The organism is Pseudoalteromonas sp. SCSIO 43095 (assembly GCF_023650455.1).
GTDB lineage: Bacteria > Pseudomonadota > Gammaproteobacteria > Enterobacterales > Alteromonadaceae > Pseudoalteromonas > Pseudoalteromonas tetraodonis.
This window is the reverse complement of sequence record NZ_CP087995.1, coordinates 201,600-218,576: the sequence shown is the minus strand read 5'-3', so window position 1 is coordinate 218,576 and position 16,977 is coordinate 201,600. Positions and strand designations below refer to the sequence as shown.

Genomic DNA, 16,977 nt, shown 5'->3' with positions numbered 1-16,977 from the left:
CATAAAGTTGGACTCATTTTTAAGCGGCTGCCAAGGCCTGATTTCGATACTGTATCGGACTCAGGCCTTTTAGTTTCAGCTTAATACGCTCGTTGTTGTAATAGTCGATATATTCTTTGATGTTTTCAATAAGCTCATTCACGTCTTTAAACGTTTCGTTGTGGTACATCTCACTCTTCAATATGCCGAAGAAGTTCTCAGCAACCGCATTATCTAAACAATTTCCTTTTCTAGACATACTTTGTTGCAACCCTTTTTCCTTGAGATGATTTTGATATTGTTTGTTTTGATATTGCCACCCTTGATCTGAGTGTACAACTGGCTTTTCATTTGGCTTCAACCTAGCAGTTGCTGTTTTAAGCATGTCAGTTACCAAAGGGAGTGCAACGGATTTTCTGACTTCGTAACTGATTACCTCTTGGTTGAATAGGTCAATCATAGGCGATAGATATACCTTCTCATTATTCACTTTAAACTCTGTCACATCCGTCACCCATTTTTGATTTGGCTTCTGCGCACTAAACTCACGGTTAAGCGTATTTTCTGCGATTTTACCCACTTCACCTTTATAGGATTTATAACGCTTAGGCCTTACTTTTGACTTGAGGCCTAACTCATTCATCAGCCGTTGAACGCGCTTATGATTAACAAGTACCCCCATTGTTCTCAGAGCACTCGTAATTCTGCGATAGCCATATCGTCCTTTATGCGCGTGATAGATATCACGTATTTTTACCAGTAAATCATTGCTTGCACAGGGTTGCTTACAAGTAGTGCGATGATAATAGTAAACACTCTTTGGCAGCCCTGTAGCCTTTAAAAGGTGTCGTAAGCTATGTTTTGCCTTGAACTCTTCGACGACTATCGTCTTGTCTTTGCTTTTTTCTTTCTGGCTTGAGCCAAGGCTTCTAACTTTTTTAGCACATCATTCTCTGCTCGTAAGTATGCTAATTCTTCTCGTAACTCCTCCTCAGTCATTTGCTCTACTGGTTTTGATGAAGAAGAATTATTAGTCATGACTGGCCTACCTTTTATTTGTGGTTTGAGACGTGATATACCATCACGAGCATAAAGCTTTTGCCATTGAAAAAGAATGCCAGGGGACGATAAATCGAAAAAAGCACTGGTATAACCGAGTGACCAACTGTTTGCTGTCATCGTTTTTAACACTTCTACCTTAAATGCTTGAGAATAAGGTTTGTGAACAGACCTGAAGCTTTCAGCGCCATGAATTCGATAAATAGCGGTCCAATATCGGACCTGCCTATCTGTAACATTAAATCTGTTGCTTACTGTCGAAGAGCTTTCAGACAAAGCGAGCTCTGCTATTTTGAGCTTAAAAGCTCGATGATGTTTGGACATAAAAAGACCCCCAGTAATTGGAATGTCCAACTATTGGGGGTCACTTCATAAAAACGCGGTTTTTTTATAACGACTTTGTAATAAAATTAAGCCGTGCCACCCACTGTTAGGTTATCTATTTTCAGGCTTGGTTGGCCAACACCTACTGGTACACTTTGACCGTCTTTACCACAAACACCTACACCTTTATCAAGCGCTAAATCATTACCTACCATAGAAATTTGTTGCATAACCTCAGGGCCATTACCAATTAATGTTGCCCCTTTAATTGGCTGGGTGATTTTACCATTTTCAATTAAATACGCTTCTGAGGCACTAAATACAAACTTACCTGAGGTGATATCCACTTGACCACCACCAAAATTGGGAGCAAACACGCCTTTTTTAACCGTGCTGATAATATCAGCTTGGCTATGCTCGCCGCCTAACATGTAAGTGTTGGTCATACGTGGCATAGGTAAATGCGCGTATGACTCACGACGTGCATTACCTGTTGGGTTTACCCCCATCAAACGCGCGTTCATTTTATCTTGCATATAGCCTTTTAAAATACCGTTTTCGATAAGTACGTTATAGGCTGCAGGGGTACCTTCGTCATCTACATTAAGTGAACCACGGCGATCGGCCATAGTACCATCATCAACCACAGTACATAGCTCTGAAGCAACTTTTTGCCCTACTTTACCGCTAAACGCAGACGCGCCTTTACGGTTAAAGTCACCCTCTAGACCATGACCTACGGCCTCGTGTAACAACACGCCTGGCCAGCCATTACCTAATACCACTTCCATAGTACCCGCAGGGGCATCAATGGCTTCTAAGTTTACTTTAGCTTGACGAACAGCTTCTTCTGCAAAACCCATCCAACGCGGCTTGCCATCAACAAGCTCTTTAAAGTAACCATAATCTAGGCGGGCGCCGCCACCAGCACCGCCACGTTCACGACGACCATTTTTTTCAAGTAATACAGAGCAGTTTAAACGGATCAGTGGGCGAATATCGGTAGCAAAGGTACCATCACTGGCTGCAATTAATACTTCTTCGTATACCGCAGACATTGAGCTAATAACTTGCTCAGCATCAGGGGCTAATTCGCGAATATAATTTTCAAGCTCACGTAACAAATTAACTTTATCGGTATCGCTCATGCTAGAAATAGGCTGATGTGGCGCATACTGCTGCTTTGCAGCCACATCGCTGAATACTTTAACCGCTTTATCTTCACCGGCATCGGCAATACTCCGTGCTGCCGTGGCTGCTTTGTTTAACGCTTCAAGATTGATTGCGTCTGAATACGAAAAACCGGTTTTTTCACCACTAACAGCCCGTACGCCAACACCACGCTCAACATTATAAGACCCTTCTTTAACAAGGCCATCTTCTAATACCCAAGACTCATGATGACTCGATTGAAAATAAAGATCGGCATAATCAACTTTGTGCTGATGAATATAAGCTAATGTTTTTTCGAGTTCTTCTCGATTTAGCTGGCTGTCGTGTAATAAATGCTGTTCAACCGAATTCATAATAATGGCTCTCTAAATCGTTGGTGAGATTGCAGCGGCATATCTCGTCTAATTTTGTGTAACTGGTTTAAATCTACGGCGCAACTAATAAAACCAAGCCCTGTTGATTTTTCACTTAATGTTTCACCCCAAGGCGATAACATGAGGCTGTGACCATAAGTTTGCCTACCGTTTTCATGCGTTCCATATTGCGCTGCAGCAATAACATAACATTGCGTTTCTATAGCTCGCGCTGCAAGTAGCGGCTGCCAATGCGCTTTACCTGTTGGAACAGTAAACGCACTGGGTACTAATATAATTTCGGCGCCTTTACTAACTAAGGCATTAAATAAACCAGCAAAACGCAAATCATAACACACTGTTAAACCAATTTTACCAAAGGGCGAATCAACAACCACAACCTCATCGCCGGCTTGAGTAAAATCGGATTCTCGGTAGCTGCCTGTCTGGTCATCTACCTCAACATCAAATAAATGTATTTTGTTATAGCTTGCAACAATATCGCCTTGGTTATTAAACAAGTGTGAGGCAGCGTAATACTTATGCTGGTTATACGGCTCTGGTAGTGTGCCAGCATTTAACCAAATATTGTGCTTACGGCACAATTCACTGAGTTGCTGTTTGTACTGTTCAATACGCTGTGACACTAAAAGCGTATCACCTGCGTGTTTACTAAACACTAAAAATGCTTCTGGTAAACACACTAGCAACGGACGAGCTGTCGGTAAGGTTTGTAATGCCTGTTTTAATTTTGCAATATTATCATCAGGGTTTAAGCCTGAGCACATTTGCAATGCAATAATCGCAGGGGCTGAATTTATACCTTGTTTATTCATTGTGTGGCGCTAACCTCGGCATCTTTAAGCTTTAACTCTGAGGATGCTTGTGGCTGACTTTGTGCTGCTTGCGGTAAAGTCACCTCTCGACTCTTACGATCTAACTCTTGTACCTGAGGATCGTTCATTTTGCCTGTTACTTTAAAGTTGATCTCTGAGATCACTCGGGCAGAGTGAATCACTTTATCAATTGCTAAAGCTGCAAGCCCCGTTACTGGATTAACCATCCAAGCCACAATCACCGGAATGCTCGAGGTTACTTGTGGTGCCACGGCTAAGTCGTAGTCAATTTCGAGAGTATTTAAATTTGCATACCCTTTTATAGAGAGATCGGCAGGTACCCCATCCATTTTAGTATCTTGGGTATAGGCAATGCCTTTATCTATCTGCATGGTGCCTTGCATGCTGTTATAAAAAAAACCTTTAGAAAATACATCTCTAAAATCAAGCTTTAGCTTACGCACTAATGAATCAAGGCTCAGTAATGAGAATACGCGTGCACCTCCATCACTGATTTCAGTTAAATGGCCTTCGCCTAAATCCCAGCTAATTTCGCCATCTAAACTGGCAATGTCTAAATCATAAGGTGCCGCTTGCCAATTTAGCTGATAATTTAAATTGGCGTTTGAGTCTTTAATAGTGGTGGTAATATCAAACTCATTAAATAAGGCGCCAATATCATCACTTTTAAGTTCACCACTCATCGCCGTTAGGCCATTCTGCCATTGCCCTTTAGTCCGTAATATATGGTCGCCCTTATCAACCACTAGCTCAGAAATAAGCAGCTTTTTACCATCGCCTAACAATGAGGCGCTTACCTTATCAAGCTGATAATGACTTACTTTACAATCGGCACATTCAAATTCAATAGCCGGTAATTTTGTAAGCCATGCAAGTTGTTCAGGGGTTGATTTTTCGCTCAGTCGCTCTGATTCTGTATCTAAAAAATTAAGCCTTAAATAATCGCTATTAATTCGAATCGGCTGACTTGATTGCCCGCTAGGTATAAATACTTCGGCTCTTAACTCTTTGGCATTGAGCTTTAATTGCAAATTATTATTTAGGGGCGATAAACGCATATCAAAATCATTAAACTGCATGCCACTCACGTTAAAAGAGTTAATATTCGCAATCACTTCATGTAAAGGCGGCATCACGCCCGGCGATGCGTTCTCAGGCTGCGCTTTAGCTACATTAATAATTTGATCAATTAAATCAATCCAAGGTAATAACTCACTCTGCGCTAAATTAATACTCACCGCTAAATTTTGTGAGTTAAGCCCTAAGTCTTTTTCACCGATGATAAAATGAGCGTTGGTAAACTGCGATTGAGTATTGTCTAGAATGGCATTGAAATAAAATAACTCATTAATATTTGCAGTGATCAGATTAGAGATATCATCACCTTGAATAACCGCACTCAGAGGCCAAATTTGCTCACTGCTTTTTGTGTATACTCCTGGCAAGGAACTATTTAAGCCAATAAGTGGCGATTCAACTTCGGCACGATAGTTAAACCCTTGCTCGGTAAAATTAAGCTCTAAAGCAATATCAACGTCACTTTGCCCGCTTAAGTAACCATCTAAAATGCCTTGACCATGGTTTATGAGTGTTTGCGCATCAAGCTGAGCATTTATATTTATATTAGCGCGATAATCCTCTGCGTTTGCGTCACTAGTGTAGTTAATCGTTAATGGCATACCAAGCCATGTAGCCGTAGCATCGGTGAGGCTTATTTGTTGATTATTAAAGCTAAGTTCACCCTTTAAATGCTCAAGTGAAATGCCTGGCGCTGAAATATAAAGAGGTGAGTCGAGTAAATTAACCGTACCAGTTACACTCGCCCCGCCCTCAAATTGTGAGCCGATTAACAGTTCAATGTTTGCGCTGGCAAGCCCCTGCCCCTGCACAATATTAAAAATATCAGCCAAAGGATTTGCTAAAGGTGTGGCGGCAAAAAAGTCATGCATTTTTTCAAGCTCAGCTTGCTTATCAATACTAACCACCAATGGCGCATCGCCCATTAAGTCATCAATACTCACATGTACACTACTGCCAACGTCAAGGTTTACAAGTTGGCCTTGCTGGCTATAAATATCCATTCGCTCATTTGCAAAATGCAGCTTTACACTGGCATTTGTGACTGCAGGCCAAGCCGGATCGAATTGATAGGTAGCATTATCTATTTGCGCTAAAACATCAAACTGCCCAGAACCATCGTCAAATGGAAAGCCTGATAATGGACCAGAAAATAACACCTGGGCATTTGTTACTTCACCTGATTTTATTGCGCCATTTAAATAACTAACTAACTCAGGGCTCATTAACGTTAAAGGAAAATAATGACCGGCAATACTGGCATCGGGGGCAAATGCTTCGGCATATAAATCTAAGCGAGGCGTCTTACCTAAACTTAATTTCATCTGTGCGCTTAAGGTCACTTCATTGTTATCAAACCACAGGTTATCACTACTAATATGCCAATCGCCTGAGCGCTTAGCTAAATCTAATTCAATGTTTAGCTGGTTATAGTCAATATTATTACTAAAACTAGCACCTGTAATTAAATGGCTGTTTTCACCAAAAATAGTGATCCGCCCATATTGCTGATTAACTAAACCATCAACCCTTAAAGATTGAGCGGCGGGTACGGCGTTTTTTTCTTGCCAGCTAATTTCATCGGCTTTAAACCATAGTTGCCATTGCTTTGCATCGGCAAACTCTAGATACGCGTTTTTTATTTCACCACTGGGTTGGCGAGCTAAAAAAGGAGTTAAATCAGTAAAATTAGTTAATTCTGCTAAATCATTTAATAGGGCTAAATCGAGTTGCTGTAGCCATATTTTATTTTTCTTACCTAATAAAGCTTCAAATTCGAGGCTAGGCCACATTATTTCGTTGGTACTAAACGCTAAGCCAGTGCTTTTTAACCGCCAGCTATTTTGCTCAGGGTATAAATGAAATCCCCCTTCACTTAGGCTGACTTTTTGTGTTTGCTCATTGAGTTGCCAATTTACCGCACTCGGTAACCACTGTACTTTTACGTCACTTACTAAGCCTTGTTCTAACCTAAGCCATGCTTGTAAATTTAAATCACTATGCAGTTGCTGCTTTTGAGTATTTATATACTGGGCTAACCAATTTGACACATCAACCTGATTAGCCTGCACATACAGATCACCTACCATTTGCTCTAAGGTTTCACCTTTGAGCGCAATACGGGCATCAAAATTACCCACAGAAATACCCGGTAGCGCTAGACTACCACTGCCAAGATGCTGTTTATCTTGGTTTTGCCATACAATGTTTTCTAATAACAGTTTACGTTCGTTGTTATCTTCTAGTACAAAGCTGATGCTGGAGTTTTCTATTGCAAAGTGACCGGTTTCGCCTAAAAACAGTCCTTCTATTAATTCTTTTTGCTCAAATGAAACTTCATCTTGATCACCTGCAAATAAATTGGCGACATTAACCTTGGTATGAAAACCATTGATCACAAAGTAATTTGATTTAAACTGCAGCGACTTTAAACTTTCCCAAAGATTTAGCTCTAAACTGGTTTTAGCTATGGTTAAAGAGATAGGGGCTGTTTGGTTGTCTTTAAATGATAATTCTTCGAGTACTAAAGCGGGACCACTGCCTTGCCAACTTGCTGATATAGTACCTATAGATAAACTAATATCAAACCTATCATCAAGGTAGCTTTCTATATCCCCTTTATAATCGTTCGCGTAGGGTAAGGTGTATTTTAAAATAGAAACAATCACGGCCAGTAGTACTAAAATTACAGCACTTATTTGCCATAATTTTCGTACACAATAAAAACAGGCCGCTTTAAATTTCATTACATCATTACCACATCAAACTGCTCTTGGCTGTATAAACTTTCAGTTTGAATATTGACCTGCTTTCCAATAAATAGTTCTAATTCGGCGAGGTTATGATACTCATCATTTAATAGCGCTTCACAAACTGCAGGCGAAGCATACACTACAAACTTATCTGCATCGTAAGCGCGATTAACACGTACTATTTCACGAAGAATTTCATAGCAGACCGTTTCAACTGTTTTTTGTGAGCCACGCCCTGAACATGCTGGGCATACATCACACAGTACATGCTCTAGGCTTTCGCGGGTACGTTTGCGGGTCATTTCAACTAAGCCTAATGCCGACAAACCATTGATATTAGATTTGGCACGATCTTTATCGAGTGCAGATTCTAATGAGTGCATTACTCGGCGTTTATGCTCATCGCTTACCATATCAATAAAGTCGATAATAATAATACCGCCCAAATTGCGCAGCCTTAGTTGACGGGCAATAGCAGACGTTGCTTCTACGTTGGTATTAAAAATAGTTTCTTCAAGGTTACGGTGACCAACAAAAGCACCGGTATTAACATCGACAGTGGTCATCGCTTCAGTTTGATCTATGATCAAATAACCACCCGATTTTAAAGTAACTTTACGATGCAATGCTTTTTGAATTTCACTTTCTACATCAAATAAATCAAAAATGGGACGCTCACCTGGGTAATACTCAAGCACTTGTGATAACAAAGGCACAAACTCTTCAGTAAACAGCTTAAGCTCTTGGTAGGTAAGCTTAGAGTCAACACGAATGCGCTCCATATCTTCACCTACGTAATCACGTAACGTTCTAAAGGCAAGTGTAAGATCTTCATGCAAGATACTGGCTTTGCTTGTTTTTCTGCGTCTAGAGACAATTTTATCCCAGAGCTTTTTTAAAAAAGCTGCATCGTGTCTCAGCTCTGCTTCACTTGCGCCTTCAGCAGCTGTTCTGACAATAAAACTACCATTTTCATCGCCGTATTCGGCTACAATTTTTTTCAGCCTTGCACGCTCTTCTTCCGTTTCGATACGCTGACTCACCCCAACATGTGTCGCATCAGGCATAAACACTAAATACCGTGAAGGTATCGTGATATCAGTGGTTAAACGTGCCCCTTTGCTACCCAAAGGATCTTTAACCACTTGCACCATAATGTACTGACCTTGGCGAACAAGCTCACGAATATCTTGGACTTTTTTAATCGGCTCGTCGTCAACACCCTCAACGATAGAGGCACTATTAACGATATCTGAAGCGTGTAAAAAGGCAGCTTTCTCTAGGCCTATATCAACAAAAGCGGCTTGCATACCTGGTAACACGCGGCTTATTTTACCTAAGTAAATATTACCCACGATACCTAAGTTACCAATACGTTCTAGCTGAATTTCTTGTAATACACCGTTTTCGATTAGGGCAACGCGACTTTCACTTGGCGTGACATTGATCAGTAGTTCTGTACTCATGCTACCCTCTTAAGAATGTATTTAATAATTGTTCTGTCTCATATAAAGGTAAGCCGACAACGGCAAAATAGCTACCCGAAATATGCGTTACAAAGCGCCCACCTAACCCTTGGATACCGTAACCACCGGCTTTATCTTGAGGCTCGCCCGTTTGCCAATAAGCATGTATTTCTTCATCACTGAGCGTTTTAAAGGTGACATCTGTACTGACCACACAACTGAGTACTTTATCTGATGTAGCAAAAGCGATGGCTGTTAACACTTGGTGCGTGCTCCCTGATAAGCGCTTTAAGGTTTGAGTAAAATCGTCTTTATCTCGAGGCTTACATAATGATTGGTTATCCATCACCACCACAGTATCACTACCTAGCACTGGCCGGTCAGTATACCCTTGCTCTACGCCCATTTGCGCCTTTAAACGCGCTAAACGCTCTACATAGTCATACGGGCGCTCATTAGCAAGCTGACTTTCATCGGCATCAACACTAAACTGTGAAAATTCAATCCCCAATTGGGTTAGAAGCTCTTTACGACGGGGAGACGCGGAGGCTAAATATACTGCGCAAGTCATTATCTGATCCTAAAATGTCTACGGTATTTTCGAAGTAATAAAAATACCCATATCCAGCTCAACATGCCTGTTAATACAGGCCATAAGTAATGTGGGCTAAAATAAACGCCAAGTAAAAAGTGATTTAACCAAAACTGCATTAAGTGGTAAAGCGTTAAGAACAAGCCTATAAGTAGGCTTTGTTGCCACAATGAAAAATTGCGAATTTTTTGGAAGTTACTTGCAGTAATAAAAATACATACTGAATAAGTTAAGGAATTAACACCCAATGAGGAGCCTGTTGCTAAGTCAATTAATAACCCAACAACCCAGGCAGTCCCTATATTTAGTCTATGCGGTAAAGCTAAAGACCAGTACATAAGCACCAACAGCACCCAATCAGGACGAAATGGTTCAAGTGAAAAAGGTAACGGCATTAGCACCATTACTAATGCAAAGAAAATACTTAATGCGATTAAGAGCATATGACGGTTAATCATCACCCATCAACTCCTGCTGATTTAGCCATAATACCACTAGTAACCGAATTCGATCTAATTGAGCTATCGGCTCAGCAAATACTTGAGCAAAAGGTTGGCCTTCATCACGAGTTATTTCGGTGATCACCGCAACCGGATAACCTTCAGGAAAGGTACCACCTAGGCCAGAGGTTACCAGCACATCACCAATACGCACATCTAAGCTATGCGGTACATGTGATAGCTTTAACACGTTAATTTTACCGATACCTTCAACCACTGTGCGCACATCGTTTCGTAATATACGCACCGGTGTTGCATGGGTAGTATCTGTAATTAACAGCACCCGCGAGGTTGTTGAACCAACTTTAGTCAACTGCCCGACCAACCCCATATCATCAATCACCGCTTGACTTTCGCTTAAACCATCGGTGGTTCCCCGATTTATCACTACTTGGTGACTATAAGGATTTGAATGAACAGAAAGTACTTGAGCAATAATTTTACGATTGGTGTGTTTAGAGGAAGAGCCAAGTAATGCACGAAGTTTTTGATTCTCTTTTGCTAAAAACTCATATTGCTGGATTTGCTCACTTTGCAATACTTGCTTCTTTTTGAGTGCTTCGTTTTCGGTTAGTAACTGCTCACGGGTATGCAAACTTTTGGCGCTAAAGCTAAATACTTCGTAAGGTAGGTTAGCAACATAAATAAGTGGACTGACCAATGTATTCAAACTAGTACGAATGTTCTGTCCACCTTGCGTGTACTTGTCTCCAAGGATCAATACGATACTCAAAAGCACTGCGACAAAAAGTCGCAGTTGCAAAGAAACCGTTTTTTCAAACATTGATTTCATTAATCGTAACTAAAAACGTCACCACCGTGCACATCAATCATTTCAAGGGCCTTGCCGCCGCCACGTGCAACACACGTAAGTGGATCATCAGCAACAACCACTGGAATGCCCGTTTCTTCCATTAGCAGGCGATCTAAATCCTTAAGTAATGCGCCGCCGCCAGTTAACACCATACCATGCGCTGAAATATCAGATGCCAGCTCAGGTGGAGACTGCTCAAGCGCCACCATGACAGCGCTTACAATCCCCATTAGTGGTTCTTGTAATGCTTCTAAGATTTCATGCGAGTTAAGCGTAAACGAACGAGGTACGCCTTCTGCAAGGTTACGACCACGCACTTCTATCTCTACTGGCTCGTCTGTTTTAAATGCCGATCCAATTTGGTGTTTAATATTCTCAGCGGTGGCTTCACCGATTAAGCTACCAAAGTTACGACGCACATAATTAATAATGGCTTCATCGAACTTATCACCACCAATGCGTACTGAAGATGAATACACAACACCATTAAGTGAAATAATAGCGACTTCTGTTGTACCGCCACCAATATCAACCACCATAGAACCCGTTGCTTCAGACACCGGTAAACCGGCACCAATTGCAGCTGCCATTGGCTCTTCGATTAAGTAGACTTCGCGAGCACCTGCACCCATTGCTGATTCACGAATTGCACGCTTTTCAACTTGAGTAGCTCCACAAGGAACACAAATAAGCACGCGTGGGCTTGGGCGCATAAAATTATTATTGTGCACTTGTTTGATGAAGTGCTGTAACATTTTTTCAGTAACATAAAAATCAGCAATCACACCGTCTTTCATTGGACGTATAGCTTTAATATTACCAGGCGTACGGCCCAACATTTGCTTAGCTTCTGCACCTACAGATGCAACACTTTTAGGTCCACCAGCACGCTCTTGACGAATAGCAACAACTGAAGGTTCGTTTAATACAATACCTTCTTCTTTTACATAAATTAGTGTGTTGGCTGTACCTAAATCGATCGATAGATCGTTTGAAAAAATACCACGGAGTTTTTTAAACATGAGGCTGGATGACCTTTGAAATTCGTTCTTGTTGTAGTTGCGCTTACTTTAACATTCTCAACACAATGAGCAATGTAAAGCGCAGCCGTCTTTGTAATCATTAAAAAGAGGAAGCGTCGCTTCCCCATTAAATATTATCGTTCGCTCATTAAGCGAAAGCCAATATAATTAGCTCTAAAATCTGGCGCTAAAATTAAACGCGTTGATGCACGAGCAAGGCTTGGGGCAAAATTCCATGCACCTTCGCGAACAACGGCATCTTTTTTATTCCCTGTACTACTAGTCCATTCCCATACATTGCCTACAGTATCGCATAAGCCAAATGCATTTGCAGAAAAAGACCCTACCGGAGCCGTGCGTTTATTAGACCACTCGCTACCACACCAACCACAGTTAGCTAGATTTTTACCAATTTCGTTATCCCATGGGTACTCTGTCTCAGTGCCTGCACGCACCGCATATTCCCACTCAACCTCAGTAGGTAAACGATACGTTTGCGCTGCTTTATCAAAAAACCATTCAGCGTAAACAATAGCATCATTTTTTTGTCAAACACACAGCAGGAAACTCATTGGTTTGCTCAAATCCTGGAGCTCGCCAATTTAAGCTTTCTTCCCAAACAGGTTCGCCTGTTGAGGTAATATGCGCAACCTTTGCCTTTTTCAGCTTCGGTTTTATATTGCGTTTCGTTTACAAACGCTTCAAATGCGCCAACAGTCACTTCTTTGCTCTGCGTAGCAAAAGATTCACTAATCGTTTTTTCAACCACGGGGCGTTCATTTTCAAGCCCATTGCCGTTTATATCACCCATTTTAAATTTGCCAACGGGGATCATCACTGCTGATGGGTCCACCATAGGTAGGCGTGTATCAACTTCCACTCCTTTTGGGCAATCTGCTTGTATTATTTGCTCGCGCTTTATAAGGGATGTAACCCTCTTTGCGTATTTCTAATTTATGCAAACCACGTGGTAAGTTCGTCACCAAACGAGTAGAACCGACTCAATATCATTAATAAATACTGCATCGCCGTGTAAATTAGAGCGTAAGGTTAACTGAACTAATTTATCTTTCTTGTTCTCAGCGACCACTTTAGGCTTTTTATTAACTGTTTTAGCGACAACGGCAGCAGATTTATTATCCCCATTATCGCTGAATGTTAACTGACTATCAGAGAAAGTAGTACTATAAGCTGGCTGATAAGTATTTGCCAGTGGGGTACCATACTCTAAACAAAAGCTATTATTCACACTAAGTAAGTGACATAAACGACTGCTGTTTACATCTTCGCGCTTAGTTTCGCGCTTAGTAACGCTTAAATTGGCGTTGTAATCACCTTGCCCGCTAAATGCGCTCTTAATCACGTGACTACTTAAAATTTGTGCTTGTGCCTCAGCCATGTCTCGCTTAGGTTCAACAAGACGTTTTTCTGTATAATTTTCAAATATTTGATCTAAAAAACGTTTAGTTGCCTTTTTCAGTCCTATTTGCTGACCGCTCTGCTCACTTGCCGCCAGTGCTTCAGTGCGCTTACAGTTAATGGTATGGTCAACTTCAAGCGTACCCTCTCGGGTAAATTCATTGCGTAATCGCTCTACACGCGCCGTAATATATTGCACTTTTAAGCTTTCAATCGTGTTTTGAAGTGCATGTTTATCAGCGCGAACTTGCTCAATATCTTTTAGATGGATGCAATTGCCGCCAATTGCATAAAAATATCATTTTTATTTTGTTTTTGATCAACAACGGCTTTTTGATAACGCGATTGTGCAGAGGTAATGTATAGCGACGGATTATCAATGAAACGTCGATACATATCATTCATCGCATCCAACGCTTGGGTTTTTTCTTTATCAAGCTGTGTGGAACGCGTTCTCAGCAATTCAAGTTGTGTTTGAAGTTGATTCTCTTCTTTTAAATATTTATCGAGCATCGTCGTTGAACGAGTGTATTCTGTTTGTTTCGCATTAATCTCTGATTCAATTCTGTTTACAGTAGTTGTATCTTGTGCAAATACTGTGCTTGCAAAAAAGCTAGCATAAATTAACAGAGATAAAGGGGCGATTCGCATATATTTCAGTCCCAAAAAAGCGGCAATTATTTGGTTATTATTATTTTTTATAATAATAACCTTATGCTATTTACTTGAAGCACAAAACACAAGCTTTGTTCATTTATTATCTCAGTTTACAACTATTATCCCGTTTCATGCCAGTAAATAACCGTTTCATTTGTACTAAATAGCTAATTTATTTAACAACACCGAGATTTATCTGTATTTTACGCTATAGAAGATGCCAATTTAGCCGCGTATTCATATTTTTTAGTTTGCTTAAGTAATAAAAACTGAGTCAAAATAACGCTATTACACAGCACATTCATAATGTAACTAATGAAAAAGAGTGATAATGCCAATACCATTCAGTATTAATGAACATAGCTATTTACAAACAATTACCAGTGAATTATTAACAGGCAAGAAAATAACTTTAACTATTAAGCGCGATGATTTATTGCATCCACTTATCAGTGGTAATAAATGGCGAAAGCTCAAATACAATTTAGTTCGTATGCAACAACTGGGTAAATCTGAATTACTTACATTTGGTGGTGCTTTTTCAAATCATATTCATGCGTGCGCCGCTGCTGGTAAAGAGTTTAACTTAACAACCCACGCAATTGTGCGCGGCCCACAGCTTGATCTAAATAATCCTACTCTAAAATTTGCACAGCAATGTGGTATGCAGTTACATGCCGTCAATCGTATAGAGTACAAACAACGACATGATGAAGCCTATTTAGCCGCATTACAGGCACGCTTTCCAAACGCATACATTCTAGCTGAAGGAGGCACTAACGAGTTTGCTATAGAGGGATGTAAAGAGCTTGCCCATAGTTTACCTGAGCACGACTACTTAATCTGTCCAACTGGCAGTGGCGGCACCTTGGCTGGATTGATAGAGGGCAGCTCAAATAAAATCAACCTACTAGGGATTGCTGTTTTAAAGCAAGCCGACTACCTGCGGGAAGAAATACGCGCTCTTAGTCCTAAAGCAAAATCACAAAATAACTGGCAACTACTTACGCAATTTCACGGTGGTGGATATGGTCGTTTTACAGCTGAGTTATGGCAGTTTTGCCAACACATGCAGCAGCAACATCAATTACCCTTGGAGCCTATTTACAGTGGTAAAATGATGTACGCACTTTGGCAGCTCATCAATAATGATTACTTTGCCCCTAACAGCAAAGTTATTGCAATACATACTGGTGGGTTGCAAGGTTTAGAAGGGCTAAAATATCGCAAATTAGTGTAGAGTATATTTAACTTGTTAATTGCTTAGCATTAGTGAAATGCGACTTGAGTATAATTGGGGAGCAATTTAGAAAAATATCCTCCTTGCGCGCCGCTAATGCCTATTACTTTTAAAAGTTGTAGCTCCTGAGGCGTCTCCACATCAAGTGCAAATACTGATAAGCTCAATAATCTACCCATATGCACAATCCCCCTAACGTATTTTTGTTGTGAATTACTGCGCTCTATCCCATGGACAAGTTCAGAAGCTAAGTTAAGCCCTGATATTTGTTTATTAAGCGTAAACTTAAAGATATTTTTACTGCTTCTCACATCATCAATTACAATATTGCAGTTTAGTGCCGCTATTGCTGCAAAAGCGCCTTGCAAACGTAATTGATTATTTAAGAATTCTGATTCATTTATAGAAAATTGCAGTGTATGTTGGTTTTTTAAGCCATTGATATAAGCAGTTAACCAGCTCCAAAACTCGTTATTAAACCAGTTTTTAGGATGTAACTTAATACTAATAACTGACGATGATTTATCTATAAGCAATAGTTTTTTAATTTGCATAACTACCGCTTGATCGTGCAATAGCGCCTCACCTTCGTTATAAAATTGACTGATACTTTCTTGATTAAGTAATTGTTTATTTCCCCTGTCATTACTTTTAATTGATACGTAATGCTTAATAATAGCGCCGCTATCGAGCTCGTATACTGGTTGAAATAAAATAGCTAACTTTTGCTTTTTAATTCGTTGTGATATTGAGTGTCTATCGAGCTTTTGGACATGACCATAATTTAACGCTAATTGGTGATAATGCTTAACTCGATTTTGCTGCGAAAGAGTAAGTGCCGACTTTGCCAACTGATACACCATAACCTGATCAGCCTCGGAATAATAAGTACATAAACCTACTTTTACATGCCTCTGTGCAGTTCTTGGCGCCAATACATGAGCGGCACTTACAATGCATTGATGTAAATATTTAGCGCAATTGAGTTTATCAATTGCATCAATCCCTGTGAGAGTAAAAGCGAAATTGCCTGCAGTTAATAACTTAACCGATATTTCAGTCGTATTAATAAAGTCTTTTGCCAATAAGACTTTAAGAGTCGCTTGTAAGTCAGTGTTTGCATCAAAATGACATTCACACTGAATAAGTGCAAATACATTATATTTAATTGCTTCCTGCACATTAGTTGTCGCTATTGGAGCGAGCTGTAAAGAACTCACTTTGGGTGCATAACGTACTTTCTTATTATTAAAGTGCTGCTGACGTTTAGAGGTTGTTGTGCTGTTTTTTATTGTTTTAGGCTTTTTAAAACGTCGAATACAAAGCATAGCGAGCAAAAGAACCGCGTTTATTATTAAAAACAAATAGCTATAGCTATACCAAACTGGCCATGAGTAGAGCAAAATTCCTTTTGAGTTAGCGCTAAAATAATGTTTTTGTTTTTCTATATAAATAGAGTTTTTATTAGGGGCGAGCGTAAAAGGCGTATTTGCAATAAGTTGTTTTTCATTGGCCAATGGCTGTTGCAATTGCTTCGCTAGCTTTAAACCAACTTGCTCGTTTTGATGCTGTAAAACCAAACTTAAACCGCTATTAATAATCACTAGCAAGGCGATACACAGAGCATAAAACAAAGCATTTGAATAATTGGTAAAGTGAAATTTACTGGCTTTCATAACCCACCGGCACATC

Annotated in this window: 12 protein-coding genes and 1 pseudogene; 1 reads left to right on the top strand and 12 read right to left on the bottom strand. The window is 40.2% G+C overall.

The genetic code is table 11. The features are described from left to right. Positions 1 to 19: 19 nt before the first annotated feature. From LOC50_RS00975 to LOC50_RS00925, 11 genes and pseudogenes are all read right to left on the bottom strand, one after another. Positions 20 to 865, bottom strand: coding sequence for an IS3 family transposase (locus LOC50_RS00975; RefSeq protein ID WP_250653896.1), 846 nt, complete (start codon positions 863 to 865; stop codon positions 20 to 22). Beyond that, the gene (locus tag LOC50_RS00970; protein WP_036979831.1) at positions 862 to 1,362 is read right to left on the bottom strand and encodes a transposase; all 501 of its coding nucleotides are present in this window, start codon (positions 1,360 to 1,362) and stop codon (positions 862 to 864) included. Before LOC50_RS00970 ends, LOC50_RS00975 begins: the two co-directional genes overlap by 4 nt. Positions 1,363 to 1,448: 86 nt before the next feature. Then, positions 1,449 to 2,888, bottom strand: a complete 1,440-nt coding sequence (tldD, locus tag LOC50_RS00965) for a metalloprotease TldD (RefSeq protein WP_036981136.1) — start codon at positions 2,886 to 2,888, stop codon at positions 1,449 to 1,451. Further along, positions 2,885 to 3,724 (bottom strand): carbon-nitrogen hydrolase family protein, encoded by an 840-nt coding sequence (locus tag LOC50_RS00960; RefSeq protein ID WP_250653451.1) that lies wholly within the window; start codon positions 3,722 to 3,724, stop codon positions 2,885 to 2,887. The genes tldD and LOC50_RS00960 overlap by 4 nt, the downstream gene beginning before the upstream one ends. After that, positions 3,721 to 7,569 (bottom strand): YhdP family protein, encoded by a 3,849-nt coding sequence (locus LOC50_RS00955; RefSeq protein ID WP_250653450.1) that lies wholly within the window; start codon positions 7,567 to 7,569, stop codon positions 3,721 to 3,723. The genes LOC50_RS00960 and LOC50_RS00955 overlap by 4 nt, the downstream gene beginning before the upstream one ends. Next, the gene (rng, locus tag LOC50_RS00950; RefSeq protein ID WP_013463925.1) at positions 7,569 to 9,041 is read right to left on the bottom strand and encodes a ribonuclease G; all 1,473 of its coding nucleotides are present in this window, start codon (positions 9,039 to 9,041) and stop codon (positions 7,569 to 7,571) included. Before rng ends, LOC50_RS00955 begins: the two co-directional genes overlap by 1 nt. Before the next feature lies 1 nt (position 9,042). Next, positions 9,043 to 9,612: a Maf family protein gene (locus tag LOC50_RS00945; RefSeq protein ID WP_036981129.1), complete on the bottom strand. Its 570-nt coding sequence runs from the start codon at positions 9,610 to 9,612 to the stop codon at positions 9,043 to 9,045. Further along, positions 9,612 to 10,091 carry a rod shape-determining protein MreD gene (mreD, locus tag LOC50_RS00940; RefSeq protein WP_036981128.1) on the bottom strand — a complete coding sequence of 160 codons (480 nt, stop codon included), beginning with the start codon at positions 10,089 to 10,091 and terminating at the stop codon, positions 9,612 to 9,614. The genes LOC50_RS00945 and mreD overlap by 1 nt, the downstream gene beginning before the upstream one ends. After that, positions 10,084 to 10,926, bottom strand: coding sequence for a rod shape-determining protein MreC (mreC, locus tag LOC50_RS00935; RefSeq protein WP_171034717.1), 843 nt, complete (start codon positions 10,924 to 10,926; stop codon positions 10,084 to 10,086). Before mreC ends, mreD begins: the two co-directional genes overlap by 8 nt. Next, entirely contained in the window at positions 10,926 to 11,969 is a 1,044-nt protein-coding gene (locus LOC50_RS00930; RefSeq protein ID WP_036981126.1) for a rod shape-determining protein, read from the bottom strand. Before LOC50_RS00930 ends, mreC begins: the two co-directional genes overlap by 1 nt. A 134-nt stretch (positions 11,970 to 12,103) precedes the next feature. After that, a pseudogene (locus LOC50_RS00925) lies at positions 12,104 to 14,039 on the bottom strand (SUMF1/EgtB/PvdO family nonheme iron enzyme). A gap of 337 nt (positions 14,040 to 14,376) precedes the next feature. On the opposite strand from LOC50_RS00925, the gene LOC50_RS00920 reads away from it, so the two are divergent. Then, a complete protein-coding gene (locus tag LOC50_RS00920; RefSeq protein WP_250653449.1) occupies positions 14,377 to 15,285 on the top strand; it encodes a 1-aminocyclopropane-1-carboxylate deaminase/D-cysteine desulfhydrase in 909 nt (302 codons plus the stop codon). Between the two features lie 29 nt (positions 15,286 to 15,314). Here LOC50_RS00920 and LOC50_RS00915 read toward each other — a convergent pair whose 3' ends face one another. Continuing rightward, the gene (locus LOC50_RS00915; protein WP_250653448.1) at positions 15,315 to 16,961 is read right to left on the bottom strand and encodes an EAL domain-containing protein; all 1,647 of its coding nucleotides are present in this window, start codon (positions 16,959 to 16,961) and stop codon (positions 15,315 to 15,317) included. Positions 16,962 to 16,977 lie beyond the last annotated feature (16 nt).

Excerpts from the sequence above, each read along its gene's own strand:
- LOC50_RS00970 (WP_036979831.1), bottom strand. The coding sequence starts at position 1,362 with ATGTCCAAACATCATCGAGCTTTTAAGCTCAAAATAGCAGAGCTCGCT.
- tldD (WP_036981136.1), bottom strand. The coding sequence starts at position 2,888 with ATGAATTCGGTTGAACAGCATTTATTACACGACAGCCAGCTAAATCGA.
- LOC50_RS00960 (WP_250653451.1), bottom strand. The coding sequence starts at position 3,724 with ATGAATAAACAAGGTATAAATTCAGCCCCTGCGATTATTGCATTGCAA.
- LOC50_RS00955 (WP_250653450.1), bottom strand. The coding sequence starts at position 7,569 with ATGAAATTTAAAGCGGCCTGTTTTTATTGTGTACGAAAATTATGGCAA.
- rng (WP_013463925.1), bottom strand. The coding sequence starts at position 9,041 with ATGAGTACAGAACTACTGATCAATGTCACGCCAAGTGAAAGTCGCGTT.
- LOC50_RS00945 (WP_036981129.1), bottom strand. The coding sequence starts at position 9,612 with ATGACTTGCGCAGTATATTTAGCCTCCGCGTCTCCCCGTCGTAAAGAG.
- mreD (WP_036981128.1), bottom strand. The coding sequence starts at position 10,091 with ATGATTAACCGTCATATGCTCTTAATCGCATTAAGTATTTTCTTTGCA.
- mreC (WP_171034717.1), bottom strand. The coding sequence starts at position 10,926 with ATGAAATCAATGTTTGAAAAAACGGTTTCTTTGCAACTGCGACTTTTT.
- LOC50_RS00930 (WP_036981126.1), bottom strand. The coding sequence starts at position 11,969 with ATGTTTAAAAAACTCCGTGGTATTTTTTCAAACGATCTATCGATCGAT.
- LOC50_RS00920 (WP_250653449.1), top strand. The coding sequence starts at position 14,377 with ATGCCAATACCATTCAGTATTAATGAACATAGCTATTTACAAACAATT.
- LOC50_RS00915 (WP_250653448.1), bottom strand. The coding sequence starts at position 16,961 with ATGAAAGCCAGTAAATTTCACTTTACCAATTATTCAAATGCTTTGTTT.